The sequence below is a fragment of the Flavobacterium gossypii genome (assembly GCF_014138495.1).
Classification (GTDB): Bacteria; Bacteroidota; Bacteroidia; order Flavobacteriales; family Flavobacteriaceae; genus Flavobacterium; species Flavobacterium endophyticum.
Genome location: NZ_JACJIS010000001.1, coordinates 2187468 through 2203516 on the forward strand (window position 1 = coordinate 2187468; position 16049 = coordinate 2203516).

At 36.5% G+C, this 16049-nt stretch carries 19 protein-coding genes; 13 read left to right on the plus strand and 6 right to left on the minus strand.

The annotated features are described in order from the left end of the window. Positions 1 to 34 precede the first annotated feature (34 nt). Genes GGR22_RS09840 through GGR22_RS09850 form a run of 3 tightly spaced genes read right to left on the minus strand, consistent with a single transcriptional unit; the run spans position 35 to position 2290 of the window. Positions 35 to 397, minus strand: coding sequence for a cupin domain-containing protein (locus GGR22_RS09840; protein WP_182493472.1), 363 nt, complete (start codon positions 395 to 397; stop codon positions 35 to 37). Further along, entirely contained in the window at positions 397 to 765 is a 369-nt protein-coding gene (locus tag GGR22_RS09845) for a DMT family protein (RefSeq protein ID WP_121376152.1), read from the minus strand. The genes GGR22_RS09840 and GGR22_RS09845 overlap by 1 nt, the downstream gene beginning before the upstream one ends. Before the next feature lies 1 nt (position 766). Then, entirely contained in the window at positions 767 to 2290 is a 1524-nt protein-coding gene (locus GGR22_RS09850; RefSeq protein WP_182493473.1) for a helicase HerA-like domain-containing protein, read from the minus strand. Positions 2291 to 2740: 450 nt separating this feature from the next. Here GGR22_RS09850 and GGR22_RS09855 point away from each other — a divergent pair, with 450 nt between their 5' ends. From GGR22_RS09855 to GGR22_RS09900, 10 genes are all read left to right on the plus strand, one after another. Further along, the gene (locus GGR22_RS09855; RefSeq protein WP_121376154.1) at positions 2741 to 3571 is read left to right on the plus strand and encodes a MotA/TolQ/ExbB proton channel family protein; all 831 of its coding nucleotides are present in this window, start codon (positions 2741 to 2743) and stop codon (positions 3569 to 3571) included. Between the two features lie 79 nt (positions 3572 to 3650). After that, on the plus strand, positions 3651 to 4265 hold the full coding sequence (locus tag GGR22_RS09860) for an ExbD/TolR family protein (RefSeq protein ID WP_121376155.1): 615 nt from the start codon (positions 3651 to 3653) through the stop codon (positions 4263 to 4265). 22 nt (positions 4266 to 4287) lie between these two features. Then, positions 4288 to 4860: an ExbD/TolR family protein gene (locus tag GGR22_RS09865; RefSeq protein ID WP_121376156.1), complete on the plus strand. Its 573-nt coding sequence runs from the start codon at positions 4288 to 4290 to the stop codon at positions 4858 to 4860. A 32-nt stretch (positions 4861 to 4892) separates the two neighbouring features. After that, a complete protein-coding gene (locus tag GGR22_RS09870; protein ID WP_121376157.1) occupies positions 4893 to 5711 on the plus strand; it encodes an energy transducer TonB in 819 nt (272 codons plus the stop codon). Between the two features lie 258 nt (positions 5712 to 5969). Continuing rightward, positions 5970 to 6887: a PstS family phosphate ABC transporter substrate-binding protein gene (locus GGR22_RS09875; protein ID WP_182493474.1), complete on the plus strand. Its 918-nt coding sequence runs from the start codon at positions 5970 to 5972 to the stop codon at positions 6885 to 6887. 20 nt (positions 6888 to 6907) lie between these two features. Next, positions 6908 to 8611 (plus strand): tetratricopeptide repeat protein, encoded by a 1704-nt coding sequence (locus GGR22_RS09880; RefSeq protein ID WP_182493475.1) that lies wholly within the window; start codon positions 6908 to 6910, stop codon positions 8609 to 8611. A gap of 157 nt (positions 8612 to 8768) precedes the next feature. Then, positions 8769 to 9401, plus strand: coding sequence for a 7-carboxy-7-deazaguanine synthase QueE (locus GGR22_RS09885; protein WP_121376161.1), 633 nt, complete (start codon positions 8769 to 8771; stop codon positions 9399 to 9401). A gap of 3 nt (positions 9402 to 9404) precedes the next feature. Further along, positions 9405 to 9809 carry an energy transducer TonB gene (locus GGR22_RS09890; RefSeq protein ID WP_182493476.1) on the plus strand — a complete coding sequence of 135 codons (405 nt, stop codon included), beginning with the start codon at positions 9405 to 9407 and terminating at the stop codon, positions 9807 to 9809. A 27-nt stretch (positions 9810 to 9836) separates the two neighbouring features. Then, entirely contained in the window at positions 9837 to 10241 is a 405-nt protein-coding gene (locus GGR22_RS09895) for a DUF2059 domain-containing protein (RefSeq protein ID WP_121376163.1), read from the plus strand. A 65-nt stretch (positions 10242 to 10306) separates the two neighbouring features. Continuing rightward, positions 10307 to 11464, plus strand: coding sequence for an aminotransferase class V-fold PLP-dependent enzyme (locus tag GGR22_RS09900; RefSeq protein WP_182493477.1), 1158 nt, complete (start codon positions 10307 to 10309; stop codon positions 11462 to 11464). A gap of 3 nt (positions 11465 to 11467) precedes the next feature. On the opposite strand, the gene GGR22_RS09905 is transcribed toward GGR22_RS09900, so the two are convergent. After that, entirely contained in the window at positions 11468 to 12187 is a 720-nt protein-coding gene (locus GGR22_RS09905) for a class I SAM-dependent methyltransferase (RefSeq protein ID WP_182493478.1), read from the minus strand. A 63-nt stretch (positions 12188 to 12250) separates the two neighbouring features. Between GGR22_RS09905 and GGR22_RS09910 the strand changes: the two genes are divergently transcribed. Beyond that, positions 12251 to 12745 carry a YkgJ family cysteine cluster protein gene (locus GGR22_RS09910; protein WP_121376166.1) on the plus strand — a complete coding sequence of 165 codons (495 nt, stop codon included), beginning with the start codon at positions 12251 to 12253 and terminating at the stop codon, positions 12743 to 12745. A gap of 11 nt (positions 12746 to 12756) precedes the next feature. Further along, positions 12757 to 12993, plus strand: coding sequence for a hypothetical protein (locus tag GGR22_RS09915; RefSeq protein ID WP_182493479.1), 237 nt, complete (start codon positions 12757 to 12759; stop codon positions 12991 to 12993). A gap of 11 nt (positions 12994 to 13004) precedes the next feature. On the opposite strand, the gene GGR22_RS09920 is transcribed toward GGR22_RS09915, so the two are convergent. Both GGR22_RS09920 and GGR22_RS09925 read right to left on the minus strand, forming a co-directional pair. Continuing rightward, positions 13005 to 13229 carry a hypothetical protein gene (locus GGR22_RS09920; RefSeq protein WP_182493480.1) on the minus strand — a complete coding sequence of 75 codons (225 nt, stop codon included), beginning with the start codon at positions 13227 to 13229 and terminating at the stop codon, positions 13005 to 13007. A 78-nt stretch (positions 13230 to 13307) separates the two neighbouring features. Beyond that, positions 13308 to 14537: an exo-beta-N-acetylmuramidase NamZ family protein gene (locus tag GGR22_RS09925; RefSeq protein ID WP_182493481.1), complete on the minus strand. Its 1230-nt coding sequence runs from the start codon at positions 14535 to 14537 to the stop codon at positions 13308 to 13310. 6 nt (positions 14538 to 14543) lie between these two features. On the opposite strand from GGR22_RS09925, the gene GGR22_RS09930 reads away from it, so the two are divergent. After that, positions 14544 to 15797: an ABC transporter permease gene (locus tag GGR22_RS09930; protein WP_182493482.1), complete on the plus strand. Its 1254-nt coding sequence runs from the start codon at positions 14544 to 14546 to the stop codon at positions 15795 to 15797. Positions 15798 to 16049: the final 252 nt, after the last annotated feature.

Below are 16049 nucleotides of genomic sequence, written 5' to 3' on the forward strand. Positions count from 1 at the left end.
TCATTTGCACGTAAAGTTACCAAATAATAAGGGCTTACGCTTCTCTATTAACTTTTTCTAAAGAAAAAGCGGGCAGGCAAACAGACAGGTATTCGCAAGGCTCATCAAAAGGATTTGAATATTGCACTCTTGCGTTCTTTTCTATTTTAATCGATTGTCCAGCTTCTAAGATTACCGTTTCGCCTTCAATGATAAATTGCTTTTTGCCTTTTATAATATAGGTGTATTCGTCAAATTCTGGAACTTGGAAAGGCTCGCTCCATTTTGGCGGTGCTACCATGTGCGCGATGGATACTTCGGAGTTTCCATTGGTGGCGTTTCCAAAATGTTCTTCGATTAATTTTCCATCGTCTGTCGGAACGATAAAAGGTGCTTTTTGTAGGGTATATTTTTTCATTATTTTTTAAATATAAAATAGACAGCCAGTATCAGAAACATAAAACCGATAGCATGATTCCATCTGAAAGTTTCGTTTTTGAAAAAGAGCAGGGAGAAGATTACAAAAATAATAAGCGTGATGACTTCTTGGATGACTTTGAGCTGCATGAGCGAGAACGGACCGCCGTTTCCGTTAAATCCGATCTTGTTGGCCGGAACTTGGAAACAGTATTCAAAAAGAGCCAGTCCCCAGCTTATCAACACAATTGTTATCAGCCCTGCATTTTCGAACCATTTGAGTTCCTTGAACTTTAGATGTCCATACCATGCCAGCGTCATAAAGACATTTGATAAAATGAGCAGTCCGATCGTAATAAAGGCTTTCATCTTATTTTTTGAATATTTTCGTCAGTACTCCAAATACGCCTCGAATAAAAGTCGCGCTCGTAAACACCTTGATGATGCTTTTTGTAGTCTGGCTCATCGGCTCGCTCGCTTCCTTTTTTTCTTGTTTCTGTTCTTGCACTTTTTCTTCGGCTTCGGCAGCTTCTTTCTGGATGTCTTGAACTTTTTTGTTCAGCATTTCATAAGCGCTCTCACGGTCGATCACTTCGTTATATTTTCTTACCAGTTTAGAGCTGTTGTTGATTTCGCTGATTTCGTTGTCTGTCAACACGTCCATGCGGCTCATGGGTGCTCGCATCATGGTTGCGGCAAGAGGTGTTGGTATTCCCTTTTCGTTCAGGGCCGTAACCAAAGCTTCCCCAGTTCCGAGCGATGTTAGTACCTCGTCAGTTTTGTAGTATTCTGAAATTGGATAGTTTTCCGAAGTCATCTTGATGGCTTTTCTGTCATTAGCAGTAAAAGCTCTTAGCGCATGCTGGATTTTTAGTCCTAATTGTGCTAAGACAGAACTTGGCACATCCATAGGATTCTGGGTCACGAAATAAAGTCCGATTCCTTTAGAACGGATTAATTTCACAATGCTTTCGATCTGATCTAAAAGTGCTTTGCTGGCTTGATTAAAAATCAAGTGAGCTTCATCAATAAAAATAACCAATTCAGGCTGTCCAGAGTCGCCTTGTTCAGGCATAGTATTGTATATTTCAGCCAAAAGACTCAGCATAAAGGTGGAGAAAAGCTTCGGCTTATCCTGTATGTCCGTCAAGCGGATGATGTTCACGTAGCCTTTTCCGTTTTCATCAATCCGCATCAAGTCATTGATGTCGAACGACATTTCGCCAAAGAAAAGATCGGCGCCTTGCTGTTCTAATTCGATAATTTTTCTGAGTATGGTTCCTGTGGTTGAGGTAGAAATTTTTCCGTAGTGTTCTTCGATTTCGGCTTTTCCTTCTTCAGTAATATAATTGATGACCTTTTTGATGTCTTTCAAGTCAAGCAAGGGCATCTGGTTATCGTCGCAATATTTAAAAATCACGGCTACGACACCTGCCTGGGTATCGTTCAAGTCTAAAATCCTAGAGAAAAGCACAGGACCGAATTCAGAAACCGTAGCGCGAAGGCGGACGCCATTCTGTTTGGATAATGTCAACAATTCTACTGGAAATCCAGAAACTTGGTAAGGTATGTTTATTTTAGCGTGGCGTTCTGTTATAAAAGACTGCTCGATACCTGGTTTAGAGATACCGCTGAAATCACCTTTGATGTCCATCATCAATACCGGTATGCCTAGAAGCGACAGTTGTTCTGAAAGTACCTGAATGGTTTTTGTCTTTCCGGTTCCTGTAGCACCGGCAATCAAGCCGTGGCGGTTTAAGGTTTTTAAAGGGATTTTTATATGGGCATCTGGCAGCGCTTCTCCATTGAGCATTGCGCCTCCGAGTATAATGCTTTCGCCTTTTGTAGCATATCCTGTGTTAATATGACTGATGAAATCTTCTTTTGAAGCCATGAGCAAAAAAATGTTTATGGTGAGTAAAAATGAACGAATGTTACAAATTTAGGATTGTTTTTAATTATTGCCACAAATTAAGCCTTAAATAATTAGGATATAGCTTTAATATCATTGAGTGTAATAAAATTATCATTATTGAGTTATAATTCAGCGCAATAAATCTAGGTTTGTTAAGTATAAAACTTAGGCGTTTTTGGTGATAAAAGCAGATAAGTAGTTTTAAACCAGTGCTCTATCCTTATTTTTCAAACAAATTATTTTAAATTTCTTATTATTTATTCGTTAAGATTGTAATAATATATAGTTAAGACGGAATAAAAAACTGCATTTTATTTTTTTTTATCCACTAAAAATATAAATTTGTCGTTCTTATAAAATAATCAGGTAAATAATTTTATCTATTACCAAAATTAAATTCTAAAAATTAAAAAACTAAAATTAAAAAAAATGGCACAGGCATCAAACGCAAAGGTTCAAAACAACGCAGGCAGCAAAAGCTCTAACGTATTTGCAGGATTGACTATCGTAATTTGTATTCTTATCGGATATTTGGTATGGGAATTTGTAATGGGTTCTCCTTCAAACTTCCAAAATAGTAACCCAGATGGACAGCCTTTACAAGGTAACTACCTAGGGATGGTATACAAAGGAGGTTTTATCGTTCCTGTATTGATGGGATTACTATTGATGACAATCGTATTCTCATTCGAAAGATTTTTTGTTATCACTAAAGCGGCTGGAAAAGGAGATGTTGAAAAATTCGTAAAAAGCGTTCAAGGTCAAATCGCAGCTGGAGATATCCAAGGTGCATTAGATGCTTGTGACAAACAACAAGGTTCTGTTGCAAACGTTGTAAAAGCAGGTTTGATTAAATATCAAGAAGTAAAAAGAGAGAACTTTGATACTGAAAAAGCATCAGAAGTAATCCAAAAAGAAATAGAGCAGGCTACTTCATTAGAAATGCCAATGCTTGAGAAAAACTTGACTATCCTTTCTACATTGGTATCTTTGGGTACATTATTAGGATTGATGGGAACTGTATCGGGGATGATTAAAGCGTTCGCTGGATTGGCAACCTCTGGAACTCCAGACCAAGCTGAATTGGCAAATGGTATCTCTGAAGCACTTATCAATACATTGACAGGTATTACGACTTCAGCTCTTGCAGTTGTTGTTTACAACTACTTTACCTCTAAAATTGATACATTGACTTACTTTATCGATGAGGCTGGTTTTACAATCACTCAAGCTTACAGAAGAGCTACAAACCGTGACTAATTAAAATAAGTTTCATAATATATTAAAGCACGAGAAGGAAGTTTCTCCTTCTTGGCTTTGATTAAAAAATAAATAAACAATGGCTAAAATAAAATTGTCAAAGAAAAGTTCAAGAATTGACATGACTGCGATGTGTGACATGGCATTCCTTCTTCTGTCCTTTTTCATTATGACAGCTACAGCAAAAGTCCCAGAAGCTTTGCCAGTAGATACTCCAGCCTCAACGGTTCAGACTAAATTGCCAGAAGAAAACCTTGCTACCTTGACTATCGGTAAAGAGAAAGTTTTCTTTGGTGTGACAGGAAGAGAAGTGAGATCGGAGACTCTAGGAAGAATGGGAGAGAAATACGGTGTTAAATTCTCAGAAGCAGACAAAAAGAAATTTGCACTTCTTGATGGTTTTGGAGTTGATATCAGACAAATGAAGCAGTTGATTGATATGAAAAATGAGGATAGGATGAGAGAAGGAACTCAACCAGGAGTGCCTTATGATTCTATCAACAATCAGCTAGCTGACTGGGTAAAGATTTCAAGAGAAGTAACTAAAGATTTAGATGGTAAAGATTTAGATATCGCTATTAAAGGTGATGCTAAGGAAGAATATCCGACGGTAAAAAAAGTTTTAGACATTTTGCAAAAACAAAATAAGAATAACTTTTTCTTGGTTACTGGTCTAAGAAGTGATGATTTTTAATAAAATAATATATTCGTAAGAAATGGCAGAATTAAATACGGGCGACGGCGGTGGTAAAAAAGGCGGTGGCAAAGTAAGAAGTAAAAAATCAAATCCTTCGGTTGACTTAACGGCCATGGTGGATTTGGCATTCTTATTGATTACCTTCTTTATATTAACGACTACGTTGTCAAAGCCTCAATCGATGAATTTGGCTATGCCGGATGAACCTAAAATTGATGATCCAGTTCCACCAGAAACTCCAGCTTGGAGAACTTTAACTTTGGTGTTAGGATCTGGAGATAAATTGGTTTGGTATAGTGGAAGAACAGACGGACCACCTCTTGACGGACCTGTTGTATCTGGATACGGAAAAACAGGTGTTAGAGATTTGATCTTGAACAAAAAAGCTGGCGTTGATGCAAAAAATAAAGCAGATGGCGCAGATCTTGAAAAAAGTGGTATTACCATTATCATAAAACCAAGTAAAAAATCAAATTATAAAAATTTGGTTGATATTCTTGACGAGATGGCAATCACTAAGGTGAAAAAATATGCGATTGTTGACATAACAGATGCAGACATTAAGTTTTTGGAAGACAATAAAATTTATTAGTCTGATTCATTAATCTATTAAAAAATTAAAATATGTCAAATTCAAAATTAGACTTATTCGAACAAAGCTGGATTGAGAATGTCTTTGAAGGCAGAAATAAAAGCTATGGAGCGTATGAGTTACGTACAAATAGCGGAAAGAGAACCTTAAAAGCATTGCTTATTGGAGGTCTTATCTTCTTGTTTTTGGTATGCATTCCAATTATTTCTAAATTTATCTCTGACAATATTGCTAAAAAAGACGAAGTTTTAGACGAACAAGTAGTTTTAGTAAATATTCAAGAGCCTGTAAAAAAAGAAGAGATTATTGTTGAGCCGGTTGTTCAAAAACAGACTCAAAGTAACGTAGATATTCAAAAATATGTACCGCCAGTTGTTGTAGACAAGCAGGTCGTAAAAGAAGAAGTTGCTGTTGTTGATGAACTTAAAAAAACAGGTTCAGAAACAGTTAAAGCAAAAGAAGGTGGAGAAGTAGTTCTTGATGGTACAGCAAGCGAAATCAAAGTAGACGCTGAAGTTATTGAGGAAGATCCAAACAAAATTTATACATCTGTACAAGTTTTGCCAGAGTTTCCTGGAGGTATCGCAGGTTTCTATGCTTACGTAAAAAAGAACTATAGAGTTCCTGAAGTAGATGACGATGTTAGCGGTAACGTAATCGTAAACTTCGTTGTTGAAAAAGATGGAAGTCTTACCGATATTAAAGTTGTAAGAGACTTAGGCTACGGAACAGGTAAAGAAGCAATCAGAATGTTGAAATCAGCTCCAAAATGGAAGCCTGGTATCCAAAATGGTAAAGCAGTACGTGTTTCCTATAACCTTCCGATTAAGTTAGTGATTAAATCTAACTAATGAACGTCAGTAGGAATATGGCCAATAAAGATCAGAAATCGCTCATTGAGCGATTTCTTCTCATTTTAGGAATCCTGTTTTTTTTGATGTATTTCGTTTTAGGCATCGCCATTATTTTTTGGCAAAACATGCCTATTGATATGCCTCAATCTTATAGAGTAGCCTTCGGACTGCTGCTGATCGTATACTCTTTTTTTAGATTCGTACGCTTCTTCAGGAAGAACCAATAATAAAAATGAATTTCTAATTAATTCTGATATGCCAAAATATCTAAGATTCCTATTCTTTTCTTTCGCATTTATAATCGCGATTTTTTTTATTGATTCTTGTGCAGATAAGAAAGCAAAAGGAAACGATACAGTAACTTTCTATGTCGATGAAACTGTCATGCCAATAATGGAAGACCAAGTTTCAGTTTTTCATAGCCAAAGACCCGAAAAGGTAAACTTGGTATCGACTACAGAAGGAGCTATTTTAGATCTTTTGAAGAAAGACTCTACACAATTGGTGGTCATGTCTAGAACATTGACAAAAGGCGAAGAAAGAATTTTTGCTGATAAAGGCATAACACCTAGAATAACACAAATTGCAATTGATGGCATTGCCCTGATTGCAAACAAAAAAGCAAAAGACTCAGTAATTGATTTACAAGACGTAATCGATTTTATGAATGGCAAGCCCGTCGCTTCCATCAAAGGATTGGTATTTGACAATGCAAATTCTAGTACTATTGATGTCTTGAGCAAAAAAGCATCCGTAGCAAAAGTAGACAACAAAAATATTTTTGCTTTAAAATCAAACAATGACGTTATCAAATACATAAGCGAGAATGACGGATATATTGGCGTGATTGGGGTCAATTGGATAACACAGCCCATGCCAGATATGTTGAATTCTACAACCAACGTCAAGGTTTTGGCAGTCAAAAATGTTAAAAGTGAGCCCAACTCTTCGGAGTATTATAAGCCTAGTCAGTCCAATCTGGCAGAGGGATTATATCCCTTATCACGCAAGATTTATATGTTAAATTATGAAGGTGCCGTAGGTTTGGGTATGGGTTTTGCAACTTTTGTTGCAGGAGACGTGGGACAGAGGATAGTTTTGAAATCTGGACTAGCTCCGGTTAGACTAGCTTTACGAGAAGTTAAAGTTAGAAAAGATGTGGAAAATAAATAAAAATTATAAAGAACAGAGAAATGAAAAAAATTAAGTTTATCAGTTTGTCGCTATTCTTTTTTGGAACTGCAGCTTTTGCTCAGGATTTAGACCAAGCCAAAAAAGCAATTGATGCTGAACAATATCAAAAAGCCAAAACAATCCTGAAATCATTAATCGCTTCTAGCCCTGATAAAGGAAAGAATTATTTTCATTTAGGAGAAGTATATCTTGCGTTAGATAATGCTGACTCTGCGAAAATTTATTTTGACAAGGGTATTGTTGCTAAAGATAATGGCAATTTTAACTATATAGGACTTGGAGAAATCAGTCTTGATAAAGGCAATGCTGCTGAAGCTGATGCCAATTTCAATAAAGCGACTGCAAACCTAAAAAAGAAAGATGCTGAAGAGTTTTTATATATTGGTAAAGCCTATATCAACTCTGAAAATCACGATTATAAAAAAGCAATAACTTCATTGAAAAAAGCGATTGCTGTGGATTCAAAATATGCTCAAGCTTTCTTGAGTTTAGGAGATGCTCAGTTTGGTGATGCTGACGTAAACAGTGCTTACAGCTCTTACAGAACTGCTTATGATTTAGACAATTCATTAGTACGTGCAAAAATGCAATTGGGTGTTATTACTAAAAATGCAAAAGCATTCCCAGAGGCGATTACTGCTTTTAATGAAGTAATAAAATTAAATGCAAATTACGGCCCTGTGTATCGTGAATTAGCTGAGACGTATTATTTCTGGAGTACTAGTGATACATCTAAGCGTGAAGAATACATCAAAAAAGCATTAGAGTATTATGAAAAATACATGAGCTTGACTGATTATTCTCTTGACTCAAGAATGCGTCATGCAGATTTCTTGATTTTGGCAAAAGATTATCAAGCATTGCAAAAAGAAGCACAAGCGATGCAACAATTGGATAAAGTAAATCCTAGAATCTACAGATATTTAGGATATGCTGCATACGAAAACAAAAACTATGATGAAAGTATCAAAGCTTTAAACGATTTCATTGCAAAGGCGGATCCGAAAAGAGTAAGCGGTAGAGATTATCTTTTCTTGGCAAAAGCTAAATTAGGAAAAGCAATTACTGCCGAAGGAACTATAGCTGACAAAGCACAATTCGATAGCGCAATGATAGATTTGGCTAAAGCTACAGAAATTGATCCTGCGATTGGAGCTGAATTCAGTGACTTAGGGGTATCATTATACAAGCAAAAATTATATCTAGAATCTGTTAAAGTATTTGAGCCTGCTACAAAAGCACCAAATTCTAAAAATGCACTTCTTGATAATTTCTACCTTGGAAATGCAGTATTGTTCTATGTTGCAAATGACTTGAAAACAGATGCAGAAAGAAACAAACCTGAAGTACAAGAATTGCTTAAAAAAGCAGACACAGCCTACGGAAATGTAGTAGCTGGTTCTCCAACAACACAAGATGCTCACTTGAACAGAGCTAAAATCAACAGATTCATTGTTGGACAAGAAGCGAAAGATAGCGCCGTTGCTCACTACCAAAAATACATTGAAGTTGTGCATGCAAAAGGTGAAGCTGAATTAGCTAAAGAAAGCGTAAAAGCAGGATTGATCGGAGCTTACTCTTACATCGGTTCTCACTATGCTATCTCTGACAAAGCAAAAGCAAAAGAATATTTTGAAAAAGCTTTGGTTTTAGATCCAAACAGCCAATACATCAAAGAATCTCTTGATGTCTTGAAAAAATAATAGAATGATTTTATAAAACCGGCAGATTAATCTGCCGGTTTTTTTTATGCCTTCTTTTGGCTTAAGGTAGCTGAATCTTAAACTTTGCCTAAACCCTTGTTTCAAAAATCGGCAATCCAAAATCAAATCCCTATCTTTGCAGACTATTTTAAAGATGATGTTGAAGAAAGAATTACAGACCGCCGTTGAAAAAGGAGAAATGCTTCCCTTGATGGAAGAATTTTATACTATTCAAGGCGAAGGATATCATACAGGAACTGCCGCTTACTTTGTCCGTATTGGAGGCTGTGATGTTGGATGTCATTGGTGCGATGTCAAAGAAAGCTGGAATGCCGAAGTACATCCGCCAACAGCAATAGATGCAATTGTAGAGAATGCAAAGAAATATGCCGATACCGTCGTTGTGACAGGAGGAGAGCCATTGACATGGGATATGGGGCCGCTGACGCAAAAACTTAAAGAGAAAAATCTTAGGATCCATATAGAGACTTCCGGTGCTTATCCGCTATCCGGAGACTGGGACTGGATTACGCTTTCTCCAAAGAAAAACAAGCTTCCTACTCAGACTGTCTATGACAATGCAAGTGAGCTTAAAGTAATTATCTACAATAAGCATGACTTTATTTTTGCTGAAGAACAAGCAGAAAAAGTAAATAAAAATGCGATTCTTTTCCTGCAGCCAGAATGGAGCAAAAAAGAAGCGATGACGCCGCTGATTGTGGATTATGTGATGAACAATCCGAAATGGAGAGTTTCGTTGCAGACTCATAAATATTTAAATATTCCTTAAGCCATGAGCAATATCATAAAAAAGGCATGTATTCTTTTAATTTTGGTATTTTTATCATTTGATGATGCTCAGTCTCAAGAATTATTAATGGATACAGAAGATGTATATGGAGCCGAGATTTCAGCATATCCTGAGTTTCCGGGAGGAATGAAAGAGTTCTTTGATTTTTTCAATACCGAATTTAAAGCTCAGAATTCAAAAACAGAAAGTAAAAACCTAGTATCATTTAATGTAGAGCCAGATGGAAGCATAAAAAAAATTAAACTTTTACAGTTTTCAGATGCTGAAACTGCCGTAGAAATCATAAGGGTTATGAAAATGTCGCCAAAATGGAAACCAGCAATGAAGAATGGCAAGGCAGTTAGCGTTGAAATGAAAATTCCGATCGTATTTACATCCCGTCAATAAATCAAACCAACATAAAAACAATAAACCATGAAAAAATTAGTAGTAACATTTGCTTTTGTTTTAGCAACTCAAATTGGATTTGCACAAGATGCGGCTTTTAAAAGCGATGTAAAAAAAGTAATCGAGATGACTGGCGCTACAGCTCAAATTGATGTAGCAAAAAAGCAAATTCTCGGAATGATTCCTGAAGCAAAACAAGCAGCATTCCTAAAAGACTTTGAAGCAACGATGCCAGCTTATTTTGATAAGATTGCAGACGCCTACATGAAAGAATACACACATGCAGACGTCAAAGAGATGATAAAATTCTATGAGTCTCCAGTAGGTAAAAAAATTACGGCAAAAGCTGGAGTCTTGACAGAAAAAACAATGGAAGCAGCTCAGGCATGGGGTGTAGAATTGCAAGCTATCATGATGAAATACATGCAGTAATAATTTCTTCTTTAAAAAATCAAAACCCAAATCGTAAATTTGGGTTTTTTTATACCCTAAAAATTATGAAACAGCATTTTTTATTAGATTCCTCTATAACTTTTCTAAATCACGGTTCTTTCGGAGCTTGCCCAAAACCCATATTTGAAGAATATCAAAGATTTCAATCAGAGCTAGAAAACGAGCCCGTCCAGTTTATACAAAAAAAAGCAGGCGGCTATTTGAAAAAAGCAAAAGAAAAACTGTCCAAATACGTCGGATGCCAGCCAGAAGATTTCTTTTTTACGCCTAATCCGACAATTGGAATAAATACAATAATGAGAAGCCTGAACCTGCAGCCTGGTGATGAAATTCTTTCAACAAACCATGAATACGGCGCTATGGACAGAACATGGACTTTTTTCTGTCGAAAATCAGGAGCCAAATACGTCCGACAAGAAATCTCTTTGCCGATCATTTCAAAAGAGCAAATCTTAGAAGACTTTTGGAAAGGCTATAACGCAAATACAAAAGTGGTTTTTATCAATGAAATCTCTAGTGCAACAGCCTTAGTATTCCCTGTCAAGGAAATCTGCAAAAAAGCACAAGAACTCGGACTGATAACAATTGTTGATGGAGCTCATGTTCCTGGACATATCAATTTGAACATACAAGAAATGGATCCTGACTTTTATACTGGGACATTACACAAATGGATGCTTGCTCCAAAAGGGAGCTCGTTTTTATATGTAAAGAAAGAATTTCAAGACGATATCGATCCATTAGTTGTAAGTTGGGGTTATGATAATGAAATGATTAATGATACTCAATTTTTAGATTACCACGAGTATCAAGGGACAAGAGATATTTCTGCCTTTTTGTGTACGCCTAAAGTAATTGATTTTCTTGAAGACAATAATTGGAAAGAAGTGTCCGAAAAATGTAAAAATACGGTTCTAGAGAATTACCAACGTTTCTGCGATCTGCTACATACCCAGCCTTTGTGTCCAGTTTCAAAAGAATTTTTAGGACAGATGGCAAGCATTCCCGTCAAAACGAAGGAACCTTTACAACTAAAAGAGTTGCTTTTTGAGAAATATAAGATTGAAATACCTGTCATGCCTCTCAATGGCAATTTTTATATCCGATATTCTATAAATGCTTACAATTCCCAAGAAGATTTGGATAGGCTTTATGACGCTTTAAAAGAAATTATTGCTACAACTGACTTAATCCAGATTTAAAAACTAAAGAGTTAGCCTTGCCAAGTAATCATAATGGTCGCCTTCCAAGGCTAATTCACATTGTAAGCCATTAGCGAAAGCGGCGTTCTGCAAAGTGTTGTAGTCGACATAGAGCCAATCGAAAGGTTCTTCTTTTTCGTTTTTGTAGAATACAGTAAATGTAATTTCCCCATAATAGTCTCTGTCGGTCGGAATCCATTTGCCGCCGTCCTCATCCTCGTCAAACATATAGATGATATCCGATGAATCAATGAGTATTTGTCCGTTTGGAGAAAGCAATGATTTCAGCTGACGCAAGAAGTCAGAAATATTTTGCAATTTCCCACATATTCCTGTGCCATTCATCAAAAGCAAAATAGTGTCAAATTTGTTGCCAGGATCGTTCGAATCCATCTTCATTACATCTTGAATCGTTGCATTTTCCAATCCTCTCAAACGACACGCTTCAATCGCATTTGCAGAAATATCAATAGGAAGAACTTCAAGTTTTTTGTCATTTCGAAGATACAGGCTATGGCTTCCAGCGCCACATCCCACATCCAGTACCTTTCCTTTGGCCATCTTCATAGCTTGCTTTTCAATTTTTGGCATGGCTGAAAAGTCCCGAAACAAATAAGCAACGCTCATTTCGTCGGCTTCAGATATAGAAGTTTCAGTAATCAGATTTTCCGGAGCATTATTGGTCTGGTAATCTAATATGGCTTTTCCAAAAAGGTCTTTCATCGATTTAAGGTTTATGTTTAAAGATAAAGCAGAAAGTGTAACTTTGTCCGCAAATAAATTACGTTGGAACAAATAATCAAAAATCTTCCTAAGCAGGCCAAAGATAAGCATAACGAAAACAAGAAGTATTTCGATAAGCTTAAAAAGAAGGCGCCCAAGAATATCGATTATGTAATGCAGGAATTGCACGATAGGGAATTCAAGAAAACGGATTGCCTAAAATGTGCTAATTGCTGCAAGACAACAGGGCCACTTTTTACGATTGCCGATATAGAAAGAATTTCAAAACATTTTCGCCAAAAGCCACAACAGTTCATTGACCAGTATTTGCGAATCGATGAAGATAATGATTATGTGCTGCAAAGTGTTCCGTGTACTTTTTTAGATTCGGAAAATTATTGCATGATTTATGATGTACGTCCAAAAGCTTGCCGGGAATTTCCGCATACCGACAGAAAGAAGTTTCAGCAGATTTCAAACCTGACATTGCAAAATGTTGCCATCTGTCCTGCGGCCTATAACATTGTTGAAGAAATGAAAAAAAGAATGCCACTATAAAATATCACTTTATGAAACACAAAAGAAACCTGTTTTATATCTTTTTTGCCTCAGTAGCAATTTCAATTTTGCTAGTTTTTGTCAACCAAGGAATAGTCGTAACAAGTCTTTTCGATAAGATAATGGAAGTCACGATAATGGTCGGATTGTTTTTTATCATTTTTGTTGTGATTTACTTTTTGCTATTTATAACCAAATCTGGCGCCAGCAAGATAACAAAGAAGCAAAAAAAAGACCTTACTAAATAAGGTCTCTTCTTTTATACAAAAATATAATCTTCGGGAAGTTCTATCGTTTCGCTAAATCGGCCGCCGATTGCATCAACTACATAATCAATTCCTTGTTTTATGTATTCCAATATTTTCTCGACCCATTCTTTTGCTTTGTGGAATAATTCGATGGCTTTGTCTACGTAATAATCAATCATTTCGAAAAATTCCTGCAGCTTGTCCATATAATCTAAAAGTAATTGCGATGTATTCATGGTGGTAAATTTTATAGGTTTAGCGTCGGCATGTTAAATAGCCACATCTAAAAATACACATTTTTAGGAATATCTCCATTAATAAATTTCATATTTTTTTCTTATTTTTCTGAAATCCTCTAATCCTTTTTCCCAGCTTTTTTTAATCTCAGTTTCCGTCATTCCGGTTTCAATCTGTTCTTGCAGTTTCTTTGTTCCAGCCAGTTTTGTAAAGAAAGGAATAAAGAATTTGGTTTTATCCGATGTTGTCGCATACGCTTTTAAAAGCCATTTCAATTCGATACCTTTTACTCTTGGAGCCTTAGAAAGATCTTCTCCATAACAAACCTTTCCGTTGTGCAATGGATCTTTCGACCCAAAATTAGGTTTTGGCGTAAAGCTGAAATTAGTTTTTGGCAAGAAAGGAGAACCATAGATTTGGAATTGTTGCTCCGTTCCTCTTCCCAAGCTGACATTTGTGCCTTCAAAAAAGCACAAGCTGGCGTAAAGATTTATCGCTTGATCGTTCGGAAGATTAGGAGAAGGCTTTACAGGAAGAGGGTAATTCATCTCTTTGTTGTAATTCAAGCACGGAATTACGGTCAAGTCACATTGGACGCCATTTTTCAGCCACTTTTCTCCGTTGATCATTTTTCCATATTCGCCGATTGTTAGTCCATGCAAGACAGGAATAGGATGCATTCCTATAAAGCTTGCATTTTCTTTTTCTAAGATTGGCCCGTCAATGGTATTTCCATTCGGATTCGGTCGGTCTAAAATCAAGAGCGGAATTTTATTTTCGGCACAAGCTTCCATTACATAATGTAGCGAAGAGATGTAAGTGTAGAATCGAGCGCCCACATCCTGCAAGTCAAAAATTAGGATATCAATACCGGCTAATTGTTCCGGTTTTGGTTTTTTGTTGTCTCCATAAAGAGAAATGATTGCAATTCCAGTTTTGGTATCTTTTCCATCTTTGACCAATTCACCTGCATCGGCAGTGCCTCGGAAACCATGCTCAGGAGCATAGATTTTTTGGAGGTTGATTTTCTTTTCTAGTAAGAAATCGACAAGATGTGTCTTGTTCGATAAAATTCCGGTTTGGTTGGTGACTACGCCTACTTTTTTGTCCTTTAGTATAGGAAGGTATTTTTCATAATTGTCTGCTCCAGTTTTTATTTCCGCAATTGTAGTTTGTCCAGGCTTGTTAGCCGTATCATGAGCTTTCGGTTTTTCCCTTTTTCCTTTTGCATCAAATGAATTTCCACAGGAAAGAATTGACAAAACCAAGAATAAAACTGTATTTTTGAAAACCGAATTTGATATCATAAAAATTTGAATTTAGAATATTTCATAGCCAAAAGACTGATTGCTGCTAAAAATCATAAAAGTAGTATATCTGCGCCAATTATAAAAATTGCCATTGCCGCTATTGCAATAGGAATGATTATGATGATTGTATCTGTAGCCACAGGAATTGGACTTCAGCAAAAGATACGAGAAAAGGTTGCGGCTTTTAATGGACATATTATTATAACCAATTATGATGACAACCAATCTGAAGTAAGCATCAATCCGATTTCTACCAATCAAGATTTCTACCCTAAATTTAAAAACGTTGAAGGAATCAGCCATATCCAAGCTGTAGCTACAAAGGCAGGAATCATCAGGACAGAAACTTCTTTCGAAGGAATCATATATAAAGGAGTAGGGAAAGATTACCAATGGAAGAATCTGGAAGAATACCTAATCCAAGGAAAACTTCCCGATGTTTCAAAAAAGCTCAATCCTGATGTTTTGATTTCAAAATACCTTGCGGATAGACTTGACCTAAAAGTTGGAGACAAGTTCAATACTTTCTTCATGAAAGAAAATAGCAACCAGTTGCCTAACCTTAGAGTTTTTGTCGTGGCAGGAATTTATAATTCCGGATTTCAAGAATTTGATGCTACCTATATAATAGGAGACATTCGCCACCTGCAACGAATCAATAAATGGAAACCAGATCAAGTTGGCGCTTTTGAAGTCTTTATTGATGATTTTGATAAGATCGAGCAGAAAGGACAAGAAGTGTATGACAATACCCAAAATAAGGAAGATGCTTCGAAGACTCTCGATACCCAAACGATTTCTGAAAAATACTATAATATATTTGAATGGCTGCAGCTGTTCGATTTCAATATAATAGTCATTCTTGTAATTATGGTTATCGTAGCAACAATTAATATGGTTGTTGCGTTGCTGGTCTTGATTCTGGAAAGGACACAGATGATCGGAATCCTTAAAGCAATTGGTGCGAGCAATTGGACAGTCCGTAAAATATTTTTGTATAATGCCTTCTATTTAATAATCCGCGGCCTGCTTTGGGGTAATGTTATCGGAATTGGTTTAATTGTTATCCAGCAGCAATTCGGTATTGTAAAGTTGAATCCAGACAGTTATTATGTAAACGTAGCGCCTGCATATTTGGACTGGCTTTATATTCTTCTATTAAATATAGGAACTCTTGTTATTTGTTTGGCGGTTCTTTTGATTCCTTCCTATATAGTAACAAAGATTTCTCCTGTAAAAGCCATGCGTTTCGACTAGTTTTATAAGTAGAAAGCATTTCTTGTAAAATGGTTCTTCAGATTTAAAGACAAATTTTGTCGAAAACCATACTTCAAATCAATTTTCCCGACGTTTTTCAGTCTCCTTCCGATGCTTCCTGCCTAATATTTCCATATTTTCCGCCACAGAAGCCGCAGGCCGTTCCGGCTTCTCCGGCCCTTTTTCAGGGAGCGCCCGCGCGGCTTCGCCGTTTCCTTCCTGCGGAGCCGAAAAAACTTCCGCTTCCATAAA